17 protein-coding genes are annotated in these 19564 nt (G+C 71.4%); 9 read left to right on the forward strand and 8 right to left on the reverse strand.

What is annotated here, in order from left to right:
• Positions 1-127: 127 nt before the first annotated feature.
• Entirely contained in the window at positions 128-1156 is a 1029-nt protein-coding gene (locus tag ACJ8AN_RS21520; RefSeq protein WP_407757291.1) for an aspartate-semialdehyde dehydrogenase, read from the reverse strand.
• A gap of 289 nt (positions 1157-1445) precedes the next feature.
• On the opposite strand from ACJ8AN_RS21520, the gene ACJ8AN_RS21525 reads away from it, so the two are divergent.
• Both ACJ8AN_RS21525 and ACJ8AN_RS21530 read left to right on the forward strand, forming a co-directional pair.
• Complete coding sequence (locus ACJ8AN_RS21525; RefSeq protein WP_407757292.1) at positions 1446-3461, forward strand: serine/threonine protein kinase; 2016 nt, start codon at positions 1446-1448, stop codon at positions 3459-3461.
• Positions 3462-3539: 78 nt separating this feature from the next.
• A complete protein-coding gene (locus ACJ8AN_RS21530) occupies positions 3540-4466 on the forward strand; it encodes a DUF2381 family protein (protein ID WP_407757293.1) in 927 nt (308 codons plus the stop codon).
• 28 nt (positions 4467-4494) lie between these two features.
• Here the strand turns inward: ACJ8AN_RS21530 and ACJ8AN_RS21535 are convergent, their stop codons facing one another.
• Entirely contained in the window at positions 4495-5223 is a 729-nt protein-coding gene (locus ACJ8AN_RS21535) for an immunity 52 family protein (protein ID WP_407757294.1), read from the reverse strand.
• A gap of 15 nt (positions 5224-5238) precedes the next feature.
• Complete coding sequence (locus ACJ8AN_RS21540) at positions 5239-6939, reverse strand: Tox-REase-5 domain-containing protein (RefSeq protein ID WP_407757295.1); 1701 nt, start codon at positions 6937-6939, stop codon at positions 5239-5241.
• Between the two features lie 225 nt (positions 6940-7164).
• Between ACJ8AN_RS21540 and ACJ8AN_RS21545 the strand changes: the two genes are divergently transcribed.
• The 7 genes from ACJ8AN_RS21545 to ACJ8AN_RS21575 all read left to right on the forward strand — a co-directional run bounded on the left by ACJ8AN_RS21545 (position 7165) and on the right by ACJ8AN_RS21575 (position 14795).
• The gene (locus ACJ8AN_RS21545) at positions 7165-7425 is read left to right on the forward strand and encodes a helix-turn-helix domain-containing protein (protein ID WP_407757296.1); all 261 of its coding nucleotides are present in this window, start codon (positions 7165-7167) and stop codon (positions 7423-7425) included.
• 331 nt (positions 7426-7756) lie between these two features.
• Positions 7757-8302, forward strand: coding sequence for a hypothetical protein (locus tag ACJ8AN_RS21550; protein ID WP_407757297.1), 546 nt, complete (start codon positions 7757-7759; stop codon positions 8300-8302).
• A 4-nt stretch (positions 8303-8306) separates the two neighbouring features.
• Entirely contained in the window at positions 8307-10205 is a 1899-nt protein-coding gene (locus ACJ8AN_RS21555) for a methyl-accepting chemotaxis protein (RefSeq protein ID WP_407757298.1), read from the forward strand.
• A gap of 108 nt (positions 10206-10313) precedes the next feature.
• Positions 10314-10778: a (2Fe-2S)-binding protein gene (locus ACJ8AN_RS21560; protein ID WP_407757299.1), complete on the forward strand. Its 465-nt coding sequence runs from the start codon at positions 10314-10316 to the stop codon at positions 10776-10778.
• 2 nt (positions 10779-10780) lie between these two features.
• Positions 10781-13015 carry a molybdopterin cofactor-binding domain-containing protein gene (locus tag ACJ8AN_RS21565; RefSeq protein ID WP_407757300.1) on the forward strand — a complete coding sequence of 745 codons (2235 nt, stop codon included), beginning with the start codon at positions 10781-10783 and terminating at the stop codon, positions 13013-13015.
• Positions 13012-14178, forward strand: coding sequence for an XdhC family protein (locus tag ACJ8AN_RS21570; RefSeq protein WP_407757301.1), 1167 nt, complete (start codon positions 13012-13014; stop codon positions 14176-14178). The genes ACJ8AN_RS21565 and ACJ8AN_RS21570 overlap by 4 nt, the downstream gene beginning before the upstream one ends.
• Complete coding sequence (locus ACJ8AN_RS21575) at positions 14175-14795, forward strand: NTP transferase domain-containing protein (RefSeq protein ID WP_407757302.1); 621 nt, start codon at positions 14175-14177, stop codon at positions 14793-14795. The genes ACJ8AN_RS21570 and ACJ8AN_RS21575 overlap by 4 nt, the downstream gene beginning before the upstream one ends.
• On the opposite strand, the gene tsaB is transcribed toward ACJ8AN_RS21575, so the two are convergent.
• The 5 genes from tsaB to ACJ8AN_RS21600 all read right to left on the reverse strand — a co-directional run bounded on the left by tsaB (position 14782) and on the right by ACJ8AN_RS21600 (position 19325).
• Positions 14782-15516, reverse strand: coding sequence for a tRNA (adenosine(37)-N6)-threonylcarbamoyltransferase complex dimerization subunit type 1 TsaB (gene tsaB, locus ACJ8AN_RS21580; RefSeq protein WP_407757303.1), 735 nt, complete (start codon positions 15514-15516; stop codon positions 14782-14784). The two genes, ACJ8AN_RS21575 and tsaB, sit on opposite strands and share 14 nt — an antisense overlap.
• A gap of 14 nt (positions 15517-15530) precedes the next feature.
• Entirely contained in the window at positions 15531-15974 is a 444-nt protein-coding gene (locus tag ACJ8AN_RS21585; protein ID WP_407757304.1) for a septal ring lytic transglycosylase RlpA family protein, read from the reverse strand.
• Between the two features lie 9 nt (positions 15975-15983).
• On the reverse strand, positions 15984-17621 hold the full coding sequence (rseP, locus tag ACJ8AN_RS21590; protein WP_407757305.1) for an RIP metalloprotease RseP: 1638 nt from the start codon (positions 17619-17621) through the stop codon (positions 15984-15986).
• Positions 17622-17703: 82 nt separating this feature from the next.
• Positions 17704-18531, reverse strand: a complete 828-nt coding sequence (locus ACJ8AN_RS21595; protein WP_407757306.1) for a phosphatidate cytidylyltransferase — start codon at positions 18529-18531, stop codon at positions 17704-17706.
• Complete coding sequence (locus ACJ8AN_RS21600; protein WP_407757307.1) at positions 18528-19325, reverse strand: isoprenyl transferase; 798 nt, start codon at positions 19323-19325, stop codon at positions 18528-18530. The genes ACJ8AN_RS21595 and ACJ8AN_RS21600 overlap by 4 nt, the downstream gene beginning before the upstream one ends.
• Positions 19326-19564 lie beyond the last annotated feature (239 nt).

The raw sequence follows: 19564 nt of genomic DNA on the forward strand, positions 1-19564 counted from the left end.
TAGCAAGCTTGAGGCCAGGAGAAACCCGGCGCCCCGCCCCTCGTGTCCGAGGGGGGACGGGCGACCGCCCCGGTCAAATGGGCAAGGGGCGGCCCGGCGGCGTTGCCAAATTGTCAGGGCCCCGACTTCAGGCGGTGCGCTCGGCGAGCCGCAGGCCGGCCTCCACCAGGTTGAGGGCGGCGCCCCGGCCGGCGTTGTCCACGGTGGCGAAGAGGGTGAGCCACTCGGGGGACTGGGGGAAGGAGCGCAGCCGGCCCACGTGGATGGTGGGGTCCGCGGTGACGAGGCTGGGCATGGGGTAGACCTTCTCCGTGGGTGAATCCAGCAGCTTGAGCGCGGGCGAGCCCTTGAGGGCGGCGCGCGCCTGCTCCACCGTGGCGGGCTTCTTCAGCCGCACGTGGAGGCTCAGCCCATGGCCGAAGAAGGTGGGCACCTGCACGGCGGTGCCGGCCACCACGGGCACCTCGCCCTTGGTGGCGAAGAGGCGCGCGGACTCGAGCGTCCACCCGGCCTCCTCCTCCGTCCAGGGCGAGTTGGCCATGAAGGGGCCCACCTGGGGCACCAGGTTGAAGCCCACCCGGTGCGGGAATTGGTGCGCCTCGGGCTCGCGGCCCGACAGCAGCGCCGACGTCTGCTGCTCCAGCTCGCGCAGGCCCGCGTTGCCCGCGGACGACACGCCCATCATCGCCGTCACCTGCACCTGGGCCACGCCGAAGCCCTGGCGCAGCGGCTCCACCAGCATCGCCACCGCCGTCGTCACCGCCGAGGGCAGCGCCACCACGCGTCCCTTGAAGGTGGCGCTCAGCAGCTCGGTGTTGAAGCCGGGGAGCACCAGGGGCACGTTGCCGTCCGCGCGGAAGGCCGCGCTCACGTCCACCACCCACGCCCCCGCCGACTGGGCCAGCGGCGCCAGCGTGCGCGAGGCCTCCGCCGGCGTGGCCAGCAGCACCACACTCTGACCCCGGAAGGCCTCGGCGCTGGCCGGCTCCACCTCCAGCGTCTCCTCCCCGTAGTCGAGCGCCTCGCCCTCGGAGCGCCCCGAGGCCAATACGGTGAGCTGCTCGGCGGGGAAGTCCCGCTGCAGCAGGCCGGAGAGCACCTCGGTGCCCACCAAGCCCGTGGCACCCACCACGGCGATTCGCAGGTTCTCGTTCATGCCGCCCCCTTTACCCCAGCCCCGGCCCGAGGGAACCCCGCTTGTAGACCTCTACAAGCGAGGTGGGACAGGGTGCGACACCACTGGTAGACGTCTACCAGTGAAGCGAGCCCCGGGCCGATTTCGCGTCCAGGTGCTGCCCATGCGCCGCGCAGCGCTTCCAGCCGTGCGCCCACCCGCTCCTGCGTTCACCACACCGGGGCCTCCGCCGGGCGGACACCGCACCTCGATGCGCCGCCAGGAGCGCGTGCGCGTCATGTTACGCTGACCCACTTCGGAGGTGGTGCGCATGAGCGAGGCCGGTGCGATGGGCCCCATGGAGGAGCGGGAGGGGGAACGGCACGGCTCGCCGGAGGAGCACCTGCCCCGGGTGGGAATGGAGGTGGCGGGCTACCGGCTGGAGCGGCGGGTGGGCCGGGGCGGCCAGGGCACGGTGTTCCGCGCTTCGCGCGAGGGCCGCGGCTTCGCGGTGAAGTTCATCTTCCTGCCGCGCTCGGCGCGCTGGGGCTGGCGGGAGTTGGACGTGCTGGTGAAGCTCTGGCCCGCCGGGGGCCCGCTGCTGGAGGGCTGCGGACTGTGGCCCGCGCAACAGCCCCGCTTCCTCTTCCTCGTGACGCCCTACGTGCACGGGCTGCCGCTGGACACGTGGACGCGGCTGCACAACCCCACCGCGCTCCAGGTGGCACGGCTGGTGTTGCAGGCGGCGCGGCAGCTCCAGCCGGTGCACAAGGCCGGGGTGGTGCACCGGGACGTGAAGGGCGCCAACCTGCTGGTGGACGAGGAGGAGCGGCTGGTACTGGTGGACTTCGGGGTGGCCACGTACGCGGGCGCGCCCGCGGTGACGGGGCCCTTTCCCCCGGGCTCCTGGTGCTACCTCAGTCCCCGGGTGTGGCGCGCCTGGCGCGGCGAGGAGCAGTCGCGCGACTGCCCAGGCGACGACGTGTGGTCTCTGGGCGTGGAGCTCTACCAATCACTCACCGGCCGGCTGCCCTTCCGGGGCCGCGAGGAGGTGCTGGTCCAGGCCATTCTCCACGAGGAGCCGGAGGCCCCCCACGAGGCCAACCCCCGGGTGCCGAGGGTCCTGGGCGAGCTGTGCCTGCGCATGTTGCGCAAGCAGCCCGGGGAGCGCTTCGCGGACGCGTGGGCGTTGGAAACGGCGCTGGAAGAGGTGTTGAAGGGGGCGGACGCGGCGTGGGAGGTGCCACTGGGCGAGCCCTGGGGGCCCCACCTGGCCACCACCGTGGGGCAGCAGGGCAACCCGCCGCTGACGGGCGGAGAGTGGGAAGCACTGCACGAGCGGCTGGCCTCCTACGAGCAGCGGCTGGTGCGCGGCAGGCCCCTGCCTCCGGACGAGGCCTCCCCCGAGCCGGGGCCTCCCGGCTCCGAGCCCGCGGCGCCCGCCGTGGCCGGGGTGCCGCCGTCCGCGCCCGTCCCCACTGCCCGCTCGCGGGGGCTCCATGCCCTCGGAGTGCTGGCGGTGGTGGGAGGGCTGGGCCTGTGCGTGGGGCTCGCCGTGGTCCTGCTTGCGCGCGGCGGCGGACAACCCACCCTACCGGTGGGGACACCCCGGGCCGACCCACGGCTGGAGTCGTCCCCCACGGGCCTGGAGCCGGGCGGCCAGGAAGTGGCGCCCCCGGGGAAGCGGCCAGAAGGTGATGGCGGCGCAGCGCCCTCCGGGGCGCCCACCCCTGCGCCCGTCGCCCCCGCGACGCACTCCGAGGACACCCGCGTGAAGACTCCCGCCAGTTCCCCCGCCGCCCCTCCGTCGCAGCCACCGAAGAAGACGGGGAGCCCCGTCCACAAGCTGAAGGCCCTCACGCTCGGCTGCACCCTGGCCACGGGCTGCGCTGGGGCCACCCCCACCGCGGCCCCCGTGCGGTCCCTGCCCGGGCCCGCCGAGTGCCCGCCCGGCGCCGTGGACACCATGAAGGCCCTGGGCCTCTTCCCGGGAAAGGCCCGGCTCGCCGTCTGGCCCAGGGTCAACCGAGGCGACATCGCCAGTAATTACGTCACCGTGCGCGAGGGGCCGGTCGATTCGCTCCGCATCGACCAGACAGATACGAAGCTGCCACCGGACACCCAGCTCTCCGGGGTGCTCTTCTTCGGCGAGGGCCGCGTCCACGGCCGCTTCACCCAGGTCCACACGCCCGGCGGAGACACCTACCCCGTGTGCATAGTGCTCGGCGGTACCACGCGCCGCTTCAGGGGCGTGGTGCCCGAGCCCCCCTTGGGCGGCTTCTTCAGTGACGGCACGGCGCGGATTGGCTGGAGCCAGTACGTGGCACCGGTGGAGCGCTTCGAATAGGCGGGCCGCAGCGGGGCAAGCCCGAGCCAACGTCCGGAGTCTCTGCTAGCTTGGCCACTCCGGAGGTTCTGCTCCCCCATGCCCATCCCCTCTCCCGCCGCCACGCCCCTGCTGCTCGCGCTCCTCACCGGCAACCCCCTGCTCACCCCGCCCGCGCCCGCGCCCTGGGACCTCGGCGCCGCGCGCTACCTCGAGCTGACGGAGGAAGACGCGGGGGCGGAGCACGAGGTGGGCATCAGTCCGGACCGCACCACCACCTTCGTGTTCAACGCGGCCCTGTCGCGCGAGGGCCTGCTGCTGGAGGAGCGCGAGCTCTTCCACGGGGTGATGGTGGACGAGGCGCACGGCATGCTCACCCTCCTGCCCTCGGGCGCGCTGCCGCCGGGCAAGGTGTTGCGCTTGACGGTGCGCCTAGCGGACGGCGCCGTCCCGGCGAGCGTCACCTTCCGGCTGGTGGTGCACCCCGCCCGGGCCGAGCCACAGGTGAACGTGTACCGCCAGCCCCGCTCCTCCGAGTCCTACCAGCGCCAATGGCGGCAGGAGCGTGAGCGGGCCGAGCGGTGCGAGGAGCGGTGGGCACGGGCCGAGGCGGAGCGAGGACCCGGGGGGCTGCTCGGCCTGCTCGAGTCCGGCCTGGTGGACCGAGAGCACGGCGTCGCGGTGCGGGACAGCACCACGTCCACCCAACAGCCTCTCAGCGAGCCGCTCCAGGGGCAATACACCACCAGCTATCGCGCCCAGGGGCGCGTGGCGGTGGACGTGGTGCTGATGAACACGAGCCCCCAGCCCTGGACGCTGGAGGGCGCGGAGCTGGTGGGCAAGGGAGGCGCGAGGCTCGACGTGCTGCGCGTGGGGCCGCGGGAGCCGGTAGCGCCGGGACAGCAGCGCCACGTGCGGGTGGAGGCGGAGGCCACGGACGAAGAGGCCCGGGGCACGTGGGTGCTCGAGCTGAGCGAGGCGGGCGGAGCGCGCACCGTCACCGTGCGCGGCGTGACGTTCCCGTGAGGCGGGGCGTCATTCCAATGCCAGACATCTACGAAGGGAAGGGGCCATAATCACTGTACCCCTTGAGAAGGCCCGCCTGGTCGAGCAACGCGCGCACCTGGTCGGCCAGGGCGACGTGCCCGGGGTTGTCGACGGTGAAGCGCTCGGGGGTGAGGACGATGAGCGAGCCCTGGTCCTCCACCGGTTCGACGCGCACCGGAGCGGGCAGCGGCGGCACCTCTCCCCGGCGGCGTGACAAGTACATGAGCCAGCCCGTGTAGGGCCTGTTCTTGGGCTCATCGCGCAAGCGTTGATAACTGTTCGAGAAGACTCCGCCATCGTCTGGCTCCCAGGCCAACACCATGGCGCGCAGCACTTCGGCCAGTACGGAGGCCGTCAGCACGCGTTGCTCTTCTGGCCCTGCGTAGGGCAGGTCGACAAGGCACGAATTGGGTGTGGGCCCGAAAGCGGAGCCGCACCTGAGCGACACCACGCTCCCGTGCCCATACTCCGCGTGCCCCGTCCAGGCACTGAAGTAGAACCCCAGTTTCCCCTCGTTGTACTTCCTGCTCTTGAAGAAGCGCAGGAACGTTTCATACGAGGGCTCGAATTGCAGTTGCAGCGCCTTCTTGAGCGAGTTGGCCTGCTCGAACCAGCGGGCGTAGATGGGGTCGCATTGGGAGAGCAGGCGGATGAAGTGCTCCGCGCGCCGTGCGCACTCCTCGGCCGACTCACTGCGTCCCGGCCAATAGACACCTGCGTAGAAGGTTTCTTTCATGATGAACTCACAGCACTACGGCGGCGTGTAGACCACGTCAATTCCATCAATCTTCGCGTTTCTAAAGAGTTCTTTGAGGATGTCGACCATCCGGGGCTCGGCCACGTGCCAGCGGACGGGGATGCCGTTGGCCACGTCGAGTTGCCGCAGGGCCTGCCTGACCAGTCGTTTATCCCCCTTGAAATACGGTTTGGGCTTGAGGTCCGCACCAAAGTGCCTGTCATAGCCCTGACCCTTGGTCTCCAGCAGGACGCCCGTCACGGGGTCTCTACCGTCGAAGTCGGCCTTCTCGCCATTGCGCAAGACGCGGTACACCCAGCCGGCGGGCGCCTTCGTCACCTTGTGTTGGAACCTGCGCGAGCGCTCGGACATGGCCTCGTTCTTGGGCACCCACTGGCCGGGCCCGCCCACCGGTGGCGTCCACGAGGGGCCCGGGCCCGCCGCCGCCACGCCCACCGCCGCCATGTGCAGCACGTACGTGGCACTGAGCGCCTGCCCCGCCACGGCGACGGTCCTCCCGGGAATGGCCACCAGCCGCAACGCCAGCGCGCCCTCCCGCGTCAGCGACAGCACGGGCACCGACAGCCGGCTCAGCCCACTGCCCCACGAGGCCGCCGCCGCCGCGCCCTCGCCCGCCGTCCCCACCGTCAGCAGCACGTGCGTGGTGAGGCGCGCGACGAGTCGCACCCGTTCGCCCCGGGGCGCGCGCAGGAAGGCCTCCCGGTACTCGGGGGCGTGCTGGAGCAGCTCGCGCACCGCGCCGGGCAGGCGTGCCAGGTTCTCCAGCGAGTCCACCGGGTGCACCACGGCCTGGAGCAGGCCCCCCACCACGTCCCCCAGCGCCTGCCCCGCCCCCTCCAGTGCCGGCAGCAGCACGCCATTGTCCGGCACGTAGAGGCCCAGCGGCACCGCGCCCGGGGGCACCTCCAGCTCCGAGTCCACCGGCCACAGCTGCCCGTCCTCAATGGCGTAGAAGGGGCCCACCTCGTAGCGGCCCGCGCGCGGCAGGCCGTCCCCGCCCAGCCGCACCTCGCCCGCCTTCTGCATCGCCTCGCCCGTGGTGGGCCGCACCAGGTAGCCGTCCGGCCGCAGCACCAGCAGCCGGTGGAAGCGGTCCATTCGCGCGTGCAATGCCCCGCGCGTGACGGGCCCCGCGCCCGTGGCCACCTCCAGCAGCAGGTGCACCGCCATGCGCCGCCGGGCGAAGTCCCCCAACGTCCCCTCCGCATTCAGCACGTGCGGCAGCAGCTTCAGCGCCTGCTCGGGAGACAAGGTACTGCCGTCCACCGGCAGCGCGTCGGCGGGGACGCCCACGAATTGCAGCAGGCCCTGGAAGTAGTCCAGGCTCATGGGCACCGTGTAGGGGCGCCCGTCCCCCACCCCGTCCGGCCAGCCCACCGGGCCCCCCCCGCCCTCCGCCAGCGGCTCCTCCCCGCCTTGCGTCACCGGGCGGCGCGTCCCGGAGCCGGGCTCTCTCCGAGAGACGGCCGCCCCTGCCCCGGCGCTGGCCTCGTCGTCGTCGGCGTCGTCCTCCGGGTCATCGTCCTCGTCGGCGGCGCTCACGTCCCCGGCCCACCAGACGCGAGGGGCATCCGCCGGGAGCGGCCGTGGCCGTGCACGGGCGAGGCGTGGGCCCACGTGGCCCAGGCCCGGGAAGAGCCCCCCAGGAGGAGCGCTGGTGGCGCAACCGGCCAGCAGCACCAGGGCGGCCAGCACGGCGGCCAGGCGCCTCTGCTCATGTGGGAGGGGGACGGGAGAAGCGGCGGGTATGGCGGGCCTCGGGAGCGCGCGGTGCTCTGGAGCCTACCTGGAGGGACACATATGCGGCACCTCACGTGGGGAGGGTGTCCTGACTCAGAGGACGGGAAGCATCTCCACGAGATGTAAAGAGTCCTGTCCTGCTTATAGACTTGTCACATCCCCCTCGTTCCAGGAGCCTTCATGACGTCCCTCTCCATTCCCCCTCGCAAGAGCAAGGAACTCGGCATGCTGCTACGGGACATACGCCAGGGCCTGTCCCTCACCCAGCAGCAGGTGGCCGATGCCATCGACATTCCCGCCGAGGTGTACGGCCGCGTCGAACGCGGCGGGATGATTCCCAGCGTGGCGGCGCTCCAGAAGCTCTGCCTGCGATTGGGCCTGGACTACGCCTCCGTGGTCGCCCAGATGAAGGGCGGCCGGGAAGACACCGCGCTGGACTGAGGCCGTCCACGGCCCCATTCCCGTCCCTCGATGCATCGAGGGCACCTGGACCCGCCAGGTGCCAGGGAGCCCCACTCGTAGTCGACTACGATTGATGTAGGACAAAACACGACACCACTGGTAGACGTCTACCAGTGAAGCGAGCCCCGAGCCGGAATCGCGCCTGGCCATGTGCCCCGCCCGCCGCTCCTCGCTTCGCACGGAGGGCGAGCAGGGGCGGCGCTCAAGGAAGGGGCCCGCCGCCCTGAATCCGGTAGACTGGGACGAACCGGCCACGGGCGGGCCCCGGCGGCTCCCCTGCCCGCCTCTCCGCACGGCCGGACGGTGATGCATGTCGACGTGGACGTTGGTCTCATTGCTGATGCTCACGCACGTGCCGCCGGACGGCGCGGCCCAGCTGGCCAAGGTGGACCGGCTGATGCCCGAGCTGCGGCGGCTCGCCGCGGACAAGGCCGTGGTGCGCGAGGTGAAGAAGCAGAACGCCCAGCGCGTGCCCCTGGAGTCCATCCAGAAGCTGGACGCGGAGTGGAGCGCCAGCCCCGGCATCACCCCCTTCAAGCGCAAGGTGCTGGGCAGCCCGTGCGCGCGCGTGCTTGGCCGCCTCGGAGGGCAACTGGGCGCGTCCCTCACCGAGGCCTTCGTCATGGACAACCAGGGCGCGCTGGTGGGCGCCACGCGGCTCACCTCCGACTACTGGCAGGGCGACGAGCCCCAATGGCGCCGGGCCTTCAACGGCGGCAAGGGCGCGGAGCTGCGCGAGAAGCCCGTCTTCGACGACGCCACCCAGTCCTACGTCCTCCAGGTCTCCCTTCCGGTGAAGGACGGTGCCCGCGTCATTGGCGCCCTCACCGTCTCCGTCTCCCTGCTCGAGCTCTGAAACCATGACCCTCCCCTTCCTGGGTGACCTCAAGCTGCGAGGCCGCATCACCCTCGCCGTGGCCGCGCTGTCGGCCGTGTCCATCCTCTCCGTCACCGTCCTGGGCCTGTCCTTCACCCGGCACACGCTGTCCAACCAGATTCACGCCACGCTCCAGGTGGAGGCCGAGGGCCTCAAGGACGTGGTGGAGCGCACGCTCGTGGAGCGCGAGGCGAGCGTGCGCAGCTGGGCCGAGGACTCCATCCTGCGCGGCGCGCTGCTCTTCGACACCTTCGACAAGAGCGACGCGGTGCTCGCGGCCCTGGTCAAGCACCACCCCGCCGTCAGCGGCTTCATCCTCTTCGACGCGCAGGGACGTGCCGTCTCCGCCAGCGCCCCCGAGCTGCTCAAGGGCTTCCAGGGCCGCGAGCGCGAGGTGCGTGAGACGGCCTGGTACAAGGCGGCGCTCGAGGGCCGCTTCACCGCCGACTCGCTCACGGACGAGGCGGACCCCGTCTTCGGCCAGCGGATGCTCCCCCTGGCCGCGCCGGTGCGCAGCCCCACGAGCAATGCCCGCCTCGGCGTGCTGCTGGCCGCCTACAACTGGAAGCAGGTGGGCGAGGTGGTGCGCTCGGCGCTCCAGCGCGCCCAGACGCGCGGCCAGAGCAGCTTCGCCCTGGAGGTGCGCAAGGCGGACGGCTCGCTCCTCTTCGACTCGCGCCCCGCCGACGCCCCGCCCATGGAGCGGCCCGTGTCCGAGGAGGCCGTCAACGGCGCGGACGAGCGGGACGTGGGCGACGGCTGGCACTTCGTGGCCCGGGTGGACGCGCGCGAGGCCTATGCCCCCCTGAGGCAGGCGGCCCTCATGGCGCTGCTGCTGCTGGGCGTCTTCCTGGTGCTGTCCATGGCGGGCGCGTGGTGGCTGGCGCGCGGCATCGCCCGGCCCCTCACCGCGCTGAGCGAGGCGGTGACGCACGTCATCCAGGAGGGAGACCTCTCGCACCGCGTGGAGGTGCGCAGCCGGGACGAGGTGGGCGAGCTGGCCCGGGCCTTCACGCGGATGATGGACCACCTGCGCGAGACGACCCTGGGCCTGCAGCAGGGCTCGCAGGTGCTCACCACGGCCCTGACCGAGCTGAGCGCGGCGGCCCAACAGCAGGGAGGCAACCTGTCGCGCCAGGCCGCCGCCCTCCAGGAGACGCAGGTCACCGCCCAGGAGATCCGCCAGACGTCGCAGATGGCGGCGGACCGCTCGCAGGCCGTGCTGGAGGTGGCCTCCCGGGCCGAGCAGGTGAGCAGCGCCGGCGAGTCCACCCTCAACGCCAGCCTCACCGGCCTGCAGGAGCTGCACGAGAAGGTGGGCCGCCTGGCCCACACCATCGTCTCGCTGGGGGAGCGCACCGAGCAGATCGGCAGCATCGCCCAGACGGTGAAGGACCTGGCGGACCAGTCCAACATGCTCGCGCTCAACGCCGCCATCGAGGCGGTGCGCTCGGGCGAGCACGGCAAGGGCTTCGGCGTGGTGGCGCGTGAAATCCGCGCCCTGGCCGACCAGTCGATTGAATCCACGGACCGCGTGCGCGAGCTGCTGGACGACATCGGCCAGTCCATCCACGCCACGGTGGTGATGACGCAGAAGGGCCAGCAGCAGATGCAGGACGGGCTCACCCAGATGCGCGCCAGCGGCGAGAGCCTGCGCGAGCTGACCTCCATCGTGCGCGACAACGCCGGAGCCGCCCGGCAGATCGCCGTCGCGGTGAACCAGCAGAACGCGGGCATCTCTCAAATCTTCACCGCGGTGACGGACCTGTCCTCGCTCATGGACGAGACGATGCGCGGCGTGCAGGCCACCACGCGCGCCACCGAGACGCTGCGTGAGGCCGCCGAGCGCATGCAGTCGGTGGCCGGCACCTACCGGGCGTAGGGCCCTGCTCTCGAATGAGCGGCGGCCCGCGCCTCGTTTTCCTATACTGGCACGTCGAGAATTCCACACTCCGGACGAGGCCCTCCTCGCGTCCGGAGGGAGGTCGTCATGGCGCTGACGTTGAAGGTGAATGGCAAGGAAGTAACGGTCGAGGCGGAGCCCGGGACGCCCCTGCTCTGGGTGCTCCGCGAGAAGCTGGGCCTGCTCGGCACGAAGTACGGCTGTGGGCAGGGCCTGTGTGGCGCCTGCACGGTGCACATCAACGGCGCCGCGGTGCGCAGCTGTCTGATGCCCGTGGCGGCGGTGAGCGGCGAGGTCACCACCATCGAGGGCCTCAGCCCCGACAACAGCCACCCCGTGCAGCGCGCGTGGATTGAAGCCGATGCGCCCCAGTGCGGCTACTGCCAGTCCGGGCAGGTCATGGCCTGCGCCGCCATGCTCAAGGCCAAGGCCCAGCCCACGGACGCGGACATCACCGCGTCCATGACGAACCTGTGCCGCTGCGGCACCTACGGCCGCATCCGCAAGGCCGTGAAGCTCGCCATCCAGCTCAACTCCGAGGAGAAGGTCTGACCATGACGACCGATTCGGAGAAGAAGGCTCCGCAGGGGCTCTCGCGCCGCTTGTTCGTCCAGTCGGGCGCCGCCACGTTCGCGGGCCTGGTGCTCGGCTTCCACCTGCCCGCCAACCCCAACCGCCGCGCCGAGGCGTTCGCCGCCACCGGCACCGCCGAGGGCAAGCAGGGCACCGAGGCGAAGGAGACGCGGCTCAACACGTGGCTGCGCATCGCCCCCGACGGCCTCATCACCATCTACGTCGCCAAGGCCGAGATGGGCCAGGGCATCTTCACGGCGATGCCCATGCTCATCGCCGAGGAGCTCGAGGCCGACTGGAGCCGGATTCGCGTGGAGCCGGCGCCCTCGGACGCCGAGTTCAACTACTCGGGCCGGCCCTTCGAGGTCACCGGTGGCAGCTCGAGCGTGCGCTCCACCTGGGACGTGCTCCAGCGGATCGGCGCCACCGCGCGCCACCTGCTGCTGGCCGCCGCCGCCCAGCAGTGGGGCGTGCCCGCGGAGAGCCTCCACGCCGAGCAGGGCCACATCGTCCACGCGGCGAGCGGCCGCAAGGCGGGCTTCGGCGAGCTCACCGCCACCGCCGCCGCGCTGCCCGCCACCGCCCTCCCGAAGGAGCTCAAGCTCAAGGCGCCCTCCGAGTACAAGCTCATCGGCAAGCCGATGAAGCGGCTCGACACGCCCGCCAAGGTGTCGGGCAAGCCGCTGTTCGGCATCGACGTCGTCGTCCCGGAGATGCGCTACGGGGCGGTGCGCCACTCGCCCGTCTTCGGCGGGGAGTGCGCGAACTTCGACGCGCTGGCCAAGGCCATGCCCGCGGGCACGTCGCTGGTGAAGGTGGCCGGCGGCATCATCGCCGTCGCCGACAGCTGGTTCACGGCGAAGACGGTGGTCGCGGGCCTCCAGCCCAAGTGGACCCAGGGCGCCACGGAAGGGCTGTCCTCGAAGGACATCGACAAGAAGCTGCGCGCGGCGGCCAGCGGCAAGAACCTCCCCGTCGCGGAGGCCAGGGGCGAGCCCGACAAGGCGCTGGCCAAGGCGAAGGTGAAGCTCGACGCCGAGTACTCGACGCCCTTCCTGGCCCACACGCCGATGGAGCCCCTCAACTGCACGGCGCACGTGAAGCCGGACGGCATCGAGCTCTGGGTGGGCACGCAGTCGCACTCGCTCACCCGGTTCCTCGTCTCGCAGGCGACGCAGGTGCCCCAGGAGAAGATCGTCGTCCACACCACCTACCTCGGCGGCGGCTTCGGCCGGCGGGCGGAGAACGACATGGTGTTCGAGGCCCTCGAGGCCTCCAAGGCCGTGGGCAAGCCCGTCAAGCTCATCTGGTCGCGCGAGGAGGACGTGCAGCACGACTTCTACCGGCCGGCCACCTTCGTGAAGCTGAAGGCGGGGCTCGGTGAGGACGGCCTGCCCGTGGCCATCACGGGGAGCATCGCCGGCCCGTCCATCATGAAGCGCTGGACGATGTTCGGCGGCCTTCCCAAGACGGGCATCGACGGGACGACCGTCGAGGGTCTGGCCGACATGAAGTACGAGTGCCCGAACCTGCGCGTCCAGGCCTGCGTCGTGGACACGGGCGTGCCGGTGGGCTTCTGGCGCTCGGTGGGTGCCTCCCACAACGCCTTCTACACGGAGAGCTTCATCGACGAGCTGGCGCACGCGGCGAAGCAGGATCCGTACAAGTACCGCCGCGCCCTGCTGGAGAAGTCGCAGCCGCGCTTCGTCAAGGTGCTCGACACCGTGGCCCGGATGTCGAACTGGGAGACGCCGCCCGAGAAGGGCCACTTCCGCGGCATCGCCATCGCCCAGAGCTTCGGGAGCATCGTCGCCGAGGTGGCCGAGGTGTCCGTCTCCGCCGAAGGCCAGCCCACCGTCCACAAGGTGTGGGTCGCCGTGGATTGTGGCCGCTACGTCAACCCGGACACGATCGCCGCCCAGATGGAGGGCGGCGTCGTCTACGGCCTGTCCGCCGCGCTGCGCGGGCAGATCACCCTGAACAAGGGCCGCGTCGAGCAGAGCAACTTCCACGACTACACGATGCTGGCACCCCACGAGATGCCGGAGATCGCCGTGGAGATCGTCGAGAGCGGCGAGGCGCCCGGCGGCGTCGGAGAGCCCGGCACGCCGCCCATCGCCCCGGCCGTGACGAATGCCCTCTTCGCCGCCACCGGCAAGCGCATCCGCTCCCTGCCCATCAGCAACCACAAGCTGACCGGGGGGAAGAAGTCTTGAGTGTCAGCGAGCTCCTCGCCGTCATGGAGGAGGCCGTCGCGGCCCGCGAGCCGCTCGTGTTGGGGACGCTGGTCCGCACGAGCGGTTCCACCTACCGCCGCGCCGGTGCACGCCTCCTCGTCACGAAGGGGGGCGTGCCCGTCGGGTTGATCAGCGGTGGTTGTCTCGAGCCGCAGATCGCCAAGACGGCGCGCGAGGTGCTCGCCACCGGAGTGTCGCGCCGCATCCGCTTCGACATGACGGGAGAGCATGACGGCATCGTCGGCTTCGGCCTCGGATGCCGTGGTGCGCTCGACGTCCTGCTGGAGAAGCTCGAGCCCTGGCGGCTCGACGCCGGGACCCGGCGGCTCCTGTGCGGCCTGAACGCCTCGCACGCGCCCCGGGCCCTTGTCGTCGCCTTCGACGCCCCTCCCGCGCTCGAAGGCTTGCTGGGCAGCCTCCTGGAGGTGGAGGGGGGCTCCAGCACCCGCTCGGCCTCCGCGGAGGCCCTGCGCGAGGCGGCACGCGGACTCGCCGACGAGGCGCTCGCGACGGACAAGCCCCTGGTCCGGAAGCTCCGCGTGCCCGAGGGCGAGATCGAGTGCTTCGTGGACCTCGTGCCGCCCGCCGTGCACCTCACGGTGATTGGCGCGGGTCCGGACGCGGTGCCCCTGGTCGCCATGGCCCGCCAGCTCGACTGGCGCGTGACGGTGCTGGACCACCGGCCCGCCGTCTGCGACCCGGCGCGCTTCCCGGGCGCCGAGCGCGTGGTGCACGCGCATCCCGAGAACGCCGCCGCGCACATCCCCACCGGGAGCCACTCGGCCGTGGTGGTGATGAGCCACAACTACTTCGTCGACCTGCGTCTGCTGCCCACGCTGCTGAAGCTCGACGTGGCCTATGTCGGGTTGCTCGGCCCCCGGCGCCGGGGAGAGCAGCTGCTGCGCGAGCTGGCCGACGAGTTCGTGCCCACCCCCGAGCAGCTCGAGCGCCTCTACAGCCCGGTGGGCCTCAAGCTCGGCGGTGACAGCCCGGCGGCGATCGCCCTCTCCATCGCGGCGGAGCTTCAGGCCGTGCTGTCCCGGAGCGAGGGCGTCCACCTGCGGCAGCACGCGGGCCCCATCCACGTGTCCGAGGACGGGGCCGAGCCCGAGTCAGAGCTGGAGAGCAGGAAGAGCGCATGAGGCCCCCGGGCCTCCCGCCGTTCTCCGTCGTCGTGCTCGCCGCCGGGGGCTCGTCGCGCCTCGGAATGCCGAAGCAGCTCGTGCGCCTCGACGGGGAGCCGCTGGTGTGCCGGGCCGCGCGCCTGGCGCACGAGAGCGGCGCCCGGAGCGTCCTCATCGTCACGGGAGGCTCCCGCGAAACCGTGGAGGAGGCACTGGGGGGCGCAAGCGTCCGGCTCGCGTTCAATGCCGGGTGGGCCGAGGGGCCGGGGACTTCCCTGCGCACCGGGCTCGAGGCCCTGCTCGCCGACCCTTCCCGCCCCCGGGACGAGCCGGCCGTGCTCATGCTGTGCGATCAGCCCTTCGTCACAGCGGAGCACCTTCGCGCGCTCGTGGAGCACGTCGCGCGGGGACACCCGGCGGCCGCCAGCGAGTACGGCGGGGAGAGCGGTTTCGGAGTGCCCGCGGCGTTCGCGGCGGAGCTGCTCCCCGAGCTGCTCGCGCTCAACGCCCAGCAGGGCGCCAAACCCGTGTTGATGCGTCACCGCGAGCGATTGGCGCTCGTGCCCTTCCCCGCGGGGCTCGTCGACGTCGACACCCCGGCGGACCTCGAGCGGCTCGGCCTCAGTCGTCCTTGAGACGCGCGGTGGGCGCGGGCCCGGGCAGCGGGGGGAACTTGGGGTTGCGCTCGGGCTCGGAGGCGCGGACGTAGTGCGGCTCGAGGGCGAACATCGCCTCCACCGGCTGCGTCTCGGGGAAGCGCACCAGCTGCGCCAGCGCCACCGCCGAGGGGAACGTGGGCGCGCTCAACAACCGCGAGGCCGCCACGCCGTGGGACTCCAGGGCCGCCCGGTAATCCGGCAGGGCGGGGCCCAGGACGAGCGCCTCGGGCTCGGCGGCAAGACGCGCGGCCACCTCCTCCGGGCTCATCGCCTCCTCGGGTCCGAGCGCCTCCACGCGCTGCCCCACGCGCCGGTAGGGCCCGAGGTAGAGGTCATCCTTGCGCGCCACCGCGAGGGCGAAGAGGGGAGGACCCTCGGGGCCCTCGAGCGCCACGGCCGCGAGCGACGAGGCCCCGGCCACCTTGAGGCCCGCCGCGTACGCCAGCCCCTTCACGCAGGACAGGCCGATGCGCAGGCCGGTGAAGGAGCCCGGGCCCAGGCCGATGGCGAGCCCCTCCAACTGCTCGAGGGCCACCCCGTGCCGCGCGAGCAGCTCGCCGACGATGCCGGGCAGCACCTCGCTCTGCTTCTTCGGGGGCCCCACCACCACGTGCTCGAGGACGCGCACGCCCTCCCCATCCCGCTCCACGAGGGCCAGGGACAGCGTGAGGGTGGAGGTGTCGAGCGCGAGGAACATAGAGGGCTTCTACCCTAGGAGGTCGGGTCCGCGCAGCGGTAGAGGCGCACCCGGGCGAGCCCCTTGTCCATCATGCCCAGCTGCTTCGCCGCGGCGGTCGACACGTCCACCACGCGGCCCTGGACGAAGGGCCCCCGGTCATTGACGCGTACCTCCACCGAGCGCCCGTTCTCCATGTTCACCACCCGCAGGCACGCGCCGAAGGGCAGCTTGCGGTGGGCGGCGGTGAAGGCCTTGGGGTTGAACTTCTCGCCGCTGGCGGTGGGCCGTCCGGCCAGGCCCGGGCCGTAGTACGAGGCGAGCCCCTCTTCCAGGTACGCCTTCGGCGGGGGCGGCTTCTCGGACCGCACCACCTCCGGCTCCTCCCGGGGCGTGGGCGGCGTGGGCCGCGTGGCCCGCGGCGCGCAGCCCGCCAGTGCGCCCAACCCCACCATCACGCCCACGAGCAGCCGCCGCATCGCACCTCTCTAGCGCGTCACGTCGTTGTAGAAGGCCATCACCATCAGCGCCACCAGCAGCACGATGCCGACGACGTTCGCCATCTCACGCACCCGCATGGAGATGGGGCGGCGGCGGATGCCCTCCCAGATGGCCGACAGCAGTCCGAAGCCATCCAGGATGGGGATGGGCAGCAGGTTCATCACCCCCAGGTTGATGGAGATGATGGCCATCAGGTTGAGGAAGGTGTCCATCCCCTGCTCGGCGCTCTCGGAGGCCAGCTGGTACATCATCACCGGTCCGCCCAGCGTCTTCGTGGACATCTGCCCGGTGGCGATGCGGCCGATGACCTTCACCATCTGCCAGACGATTCTCGGCACGATGGCGACGGACTGGCTCAGCGCCTCGGGGATGCTCACGTGCACCGTCACCGTGTCCGCGGGGGACACCTCGGCCAGCGAGGGCCGCCAGGGCCGCACGCCCAGCTCCAGCCGCGACGACTCCTGGCCGAGCCGGTCCTTGGTCGTCCAGGTGTGCTGGGCGAGCGCGCCGGTGTGCTCCTGCCCATCCGCCGCCGAGCGCCAGGTGAGCTTGAAGGACTGCTCCTTGAGCTTGCTCAGCTCGCCCGCCAGCACGTTGAAGGAGCGCAGGGGCTCGCCATTGAAGGAGACGAGCCGGTCTCCCATGCGGATGCCGGCCTTCTCCGCCGCGCTGCCGGGGAAGAGGGTGGCCACGTACAGGTCCGCCGGCTCCGCGCCGAGCGCCGCGAAGCCCTCGCCCTGGAGCCTCGACAGCTTCACCTGGGTGACGGAAGGCACCTGCCCCACCACCGTGCCGGCCTCCACCCGCTGCGAGCGCTGCACGGTGAGCTCCAGCGCCGTGCCCTCCGGCAGCTTCTCGAGCTGCTCGAGCAGGGCGCCCTCGTCCGGGATGCTCGTGCCGTTGAGGGCGAGAATCCGGTCGAAGGACTGGAGCCCGGCCTGGGCGGCGGGAGAGCCCGGGGGCACGCCCACCACGGCGGGCTTGCGGTCCGGCTGGATGCCGATCTGCCCCCGCTCCACCGAGTTGATGGGCGAGCTGTCGATGATCTTCCGCGGCGTGACGTTGATGATCTGCTGCTTGCCGTCGCGCTCGATGGTGAGGGGAACGGGACGATCGAAGCGGCCGACGAAGGCCTCGGGCAGCTCGGGGAAGGTGCGCACCTTCTCGCCGTCCACGGCGACGATGCGGTCTCCGGGGCGGATGCCGGCGGCGGCCGCGGGCATGGCGGGGTCCACGTAGCCCACGCGGGTGGAGGTGGCCTCGTGCGGCCCGACGAAGACGAAGAAGTAGACGAGCACGGGGAAGGCCAGGCTGAAGAAGGGCCCGGCCGCCACGATGAGGGCGCGCTTCCAGGGCGCGGCGTTGAGGAAACCGCGCTCGGCCTCCTCGGGCGTCAGCTCCTCGTAGGGCGAGTCCCCGGCCATCTTCACGTAGCCGCCCAGGGGCAGCGCGGCCACCTGGTACTCCGTGTCTCCCTTGGTGAAGCCGAACAGCTTCGGCCCGAAGCCGATGGAGAAACGGACGACCTTCACCCCGCAGGCCTTGGCCACGAGGAAGTGGCCCAGCTCATGGACGGTGATGAGCACGCCGAGCAGCAGGATGAACAGACCGGGTCCTTGAAACATGGGCCCAACAGTAACCGTGGGGCCCCCACCGGACAATGCGCTTCGGGGCTCGCGCCCCAGGCAACCGGACAATCGGCGGGCGCTACGGGAGCAGGCCGCGCACGAACGTCACGTAGACGAACACCAGGGGCGCGTTGAAGAGCAGCGCGTCGATGCGGTCGAGAATCCCGCCGTGCCCGGGGATGATGCGGCCCGAGTCCTTCACCCCATAGGCCCGCTTGAGCATGGACTCGCACAGGTCCCCGATGGGGCCGAGAATCCCGCCGGCAATACCCAGCAGCAGACAGTCCGCCACGGTGAGCACGGGGAAGAAGAAGCCCCGGGTGATGAACATGCCGCCCACCGAGCCCACCAGGCCGCCCGCGAAGCCCTCCCAGGTCTTGTTGGGGCTCACCGCGGGGTACAGCTTGTGCCGGCCCAGGAAGCGGCCGGCGAAGTAGGCGGCGGTATCGTTGGCCCAGGTGATGACGAGCGCGGCGATGACCCACGCCATGCCCTCGGGCAGCAGGCGCAGGGCGGACACGGCCGTGAGCCCCACCGAGCCATACAGGAAGCCCGTCACCAGGTGCGCCACGCGCGTGGGTGCCTCCTGCAGCGGCCCCCGGATGAGGTGGTAGGTGAAGGCGAAGAAGAGGAAGAAGGCCGTCACCCAGAAGGCCCCCTCTCCGGTGCGCTCGGGGTTCTTCAGGGGCAGGAACGGCAGCACGCCCGCACACACCATGCCCACCCAGGCCGCCGGCGAGAGCGTCTTCTGGGTGATGGTGTAGTACTCGCTGGCGCAGATGGCCGCCGCCACCGCGAGCAGGCCCGCGCTCCACGCGCCGCCCAGGAAGAGCAGCACGAGGACGACCGGCAGCAGAATCAGCGCCGAGACAATCCGGATGACGAGGTTCTTGTTCTTCTCGTTCACGCCTTGGCCCGCTGGGAGTCCTCCCGCTTGACTTGCGCGGAGGTGAGACCGAAGCGCCGCTCGCGTTGCTGGTACTGCGCCACGCAGCGCAGGAAGGCTTCGGTCCGGAAGTCCGGCCACAGGACGTCGCTGAAGCTCAGCTCCGCGTACGCCAGTTGCCAGAGGAGGAAATTGGAGATGCGCTGCTCGCCACTGGTGCGGACCATCAGGTCCACCGGCGGCAGCTCATGCGTCCAGAGGAACGACTCGAAGGACTTCGTATCCAGGCTCGCCGGGCTCAGCTCGCCCTTGCTGGCGGCCTCGGCCACCCGGCGCGCCGCCTGCACCAGCTCCTCGCGCCCGCCGTAGGACAGCGCCAGCGTCAGCACCATCCCCTTGTTGTGCGCCGAGTCCGCCCGCAGCCTGTCCAACGGCTCCTTCACGAAGCGCGGCAGCTTCTCCACCTCGCCAATGGCGTTGAGGCGGATGCCGTTCTCCAGGATCTCCGCCCGCTCGCTCTCGAGGTACTCGCGCAGCAGGTCCATCAGGGCGGCCACCTCCTCGGCGGGCCGGGCCCAGTTCTGCGAGGAGAAGGCGTAGAGGGTGAGCGCCTCGACGCCCACTCGCCGGGCACAGCGCGTCACCTCGCGCACGCTGTTGGAGCCCTCTCGGTGGCCCTCCACCCGCGGCACGCCACGCATCTCCGCCCAGCGGCCATTGCCGTCCATGATGATTCCCACGTGGCGCGGCACGGGCCGTTCCACGACGAGGCGCTCGAGGGCAGTCACAGAGGGGGGTGAGACAGGGCGTTCCATGAGGCTGCGCAAGATAGAGGTCCCACCGGGCTACGTCCACGGGCGCGTGCAGGAGCGGTCGATCCTCCCTCCCGAGCGGTCGCCCCGGCGGTGGGAACGGCCCGCGCCTGTTCGCCTGCCCACACGCGACAGTGAGTCCCGGACCTACCCAACCCCGGCTACCCGGGCCCATGAGGCGTTGGAATAGTCCAATGCTCGCGAACGGACATCCGTCCCTCACGGGAGGACGTTTGACCCCG

The organism is Archangium sp. (assembly GCF_045802675.1).
Taxonomy (GTDB): Bacteria; Myxococcota; Myxococcia; order Myxococcales; family Myxococcaceae; genus Archangium.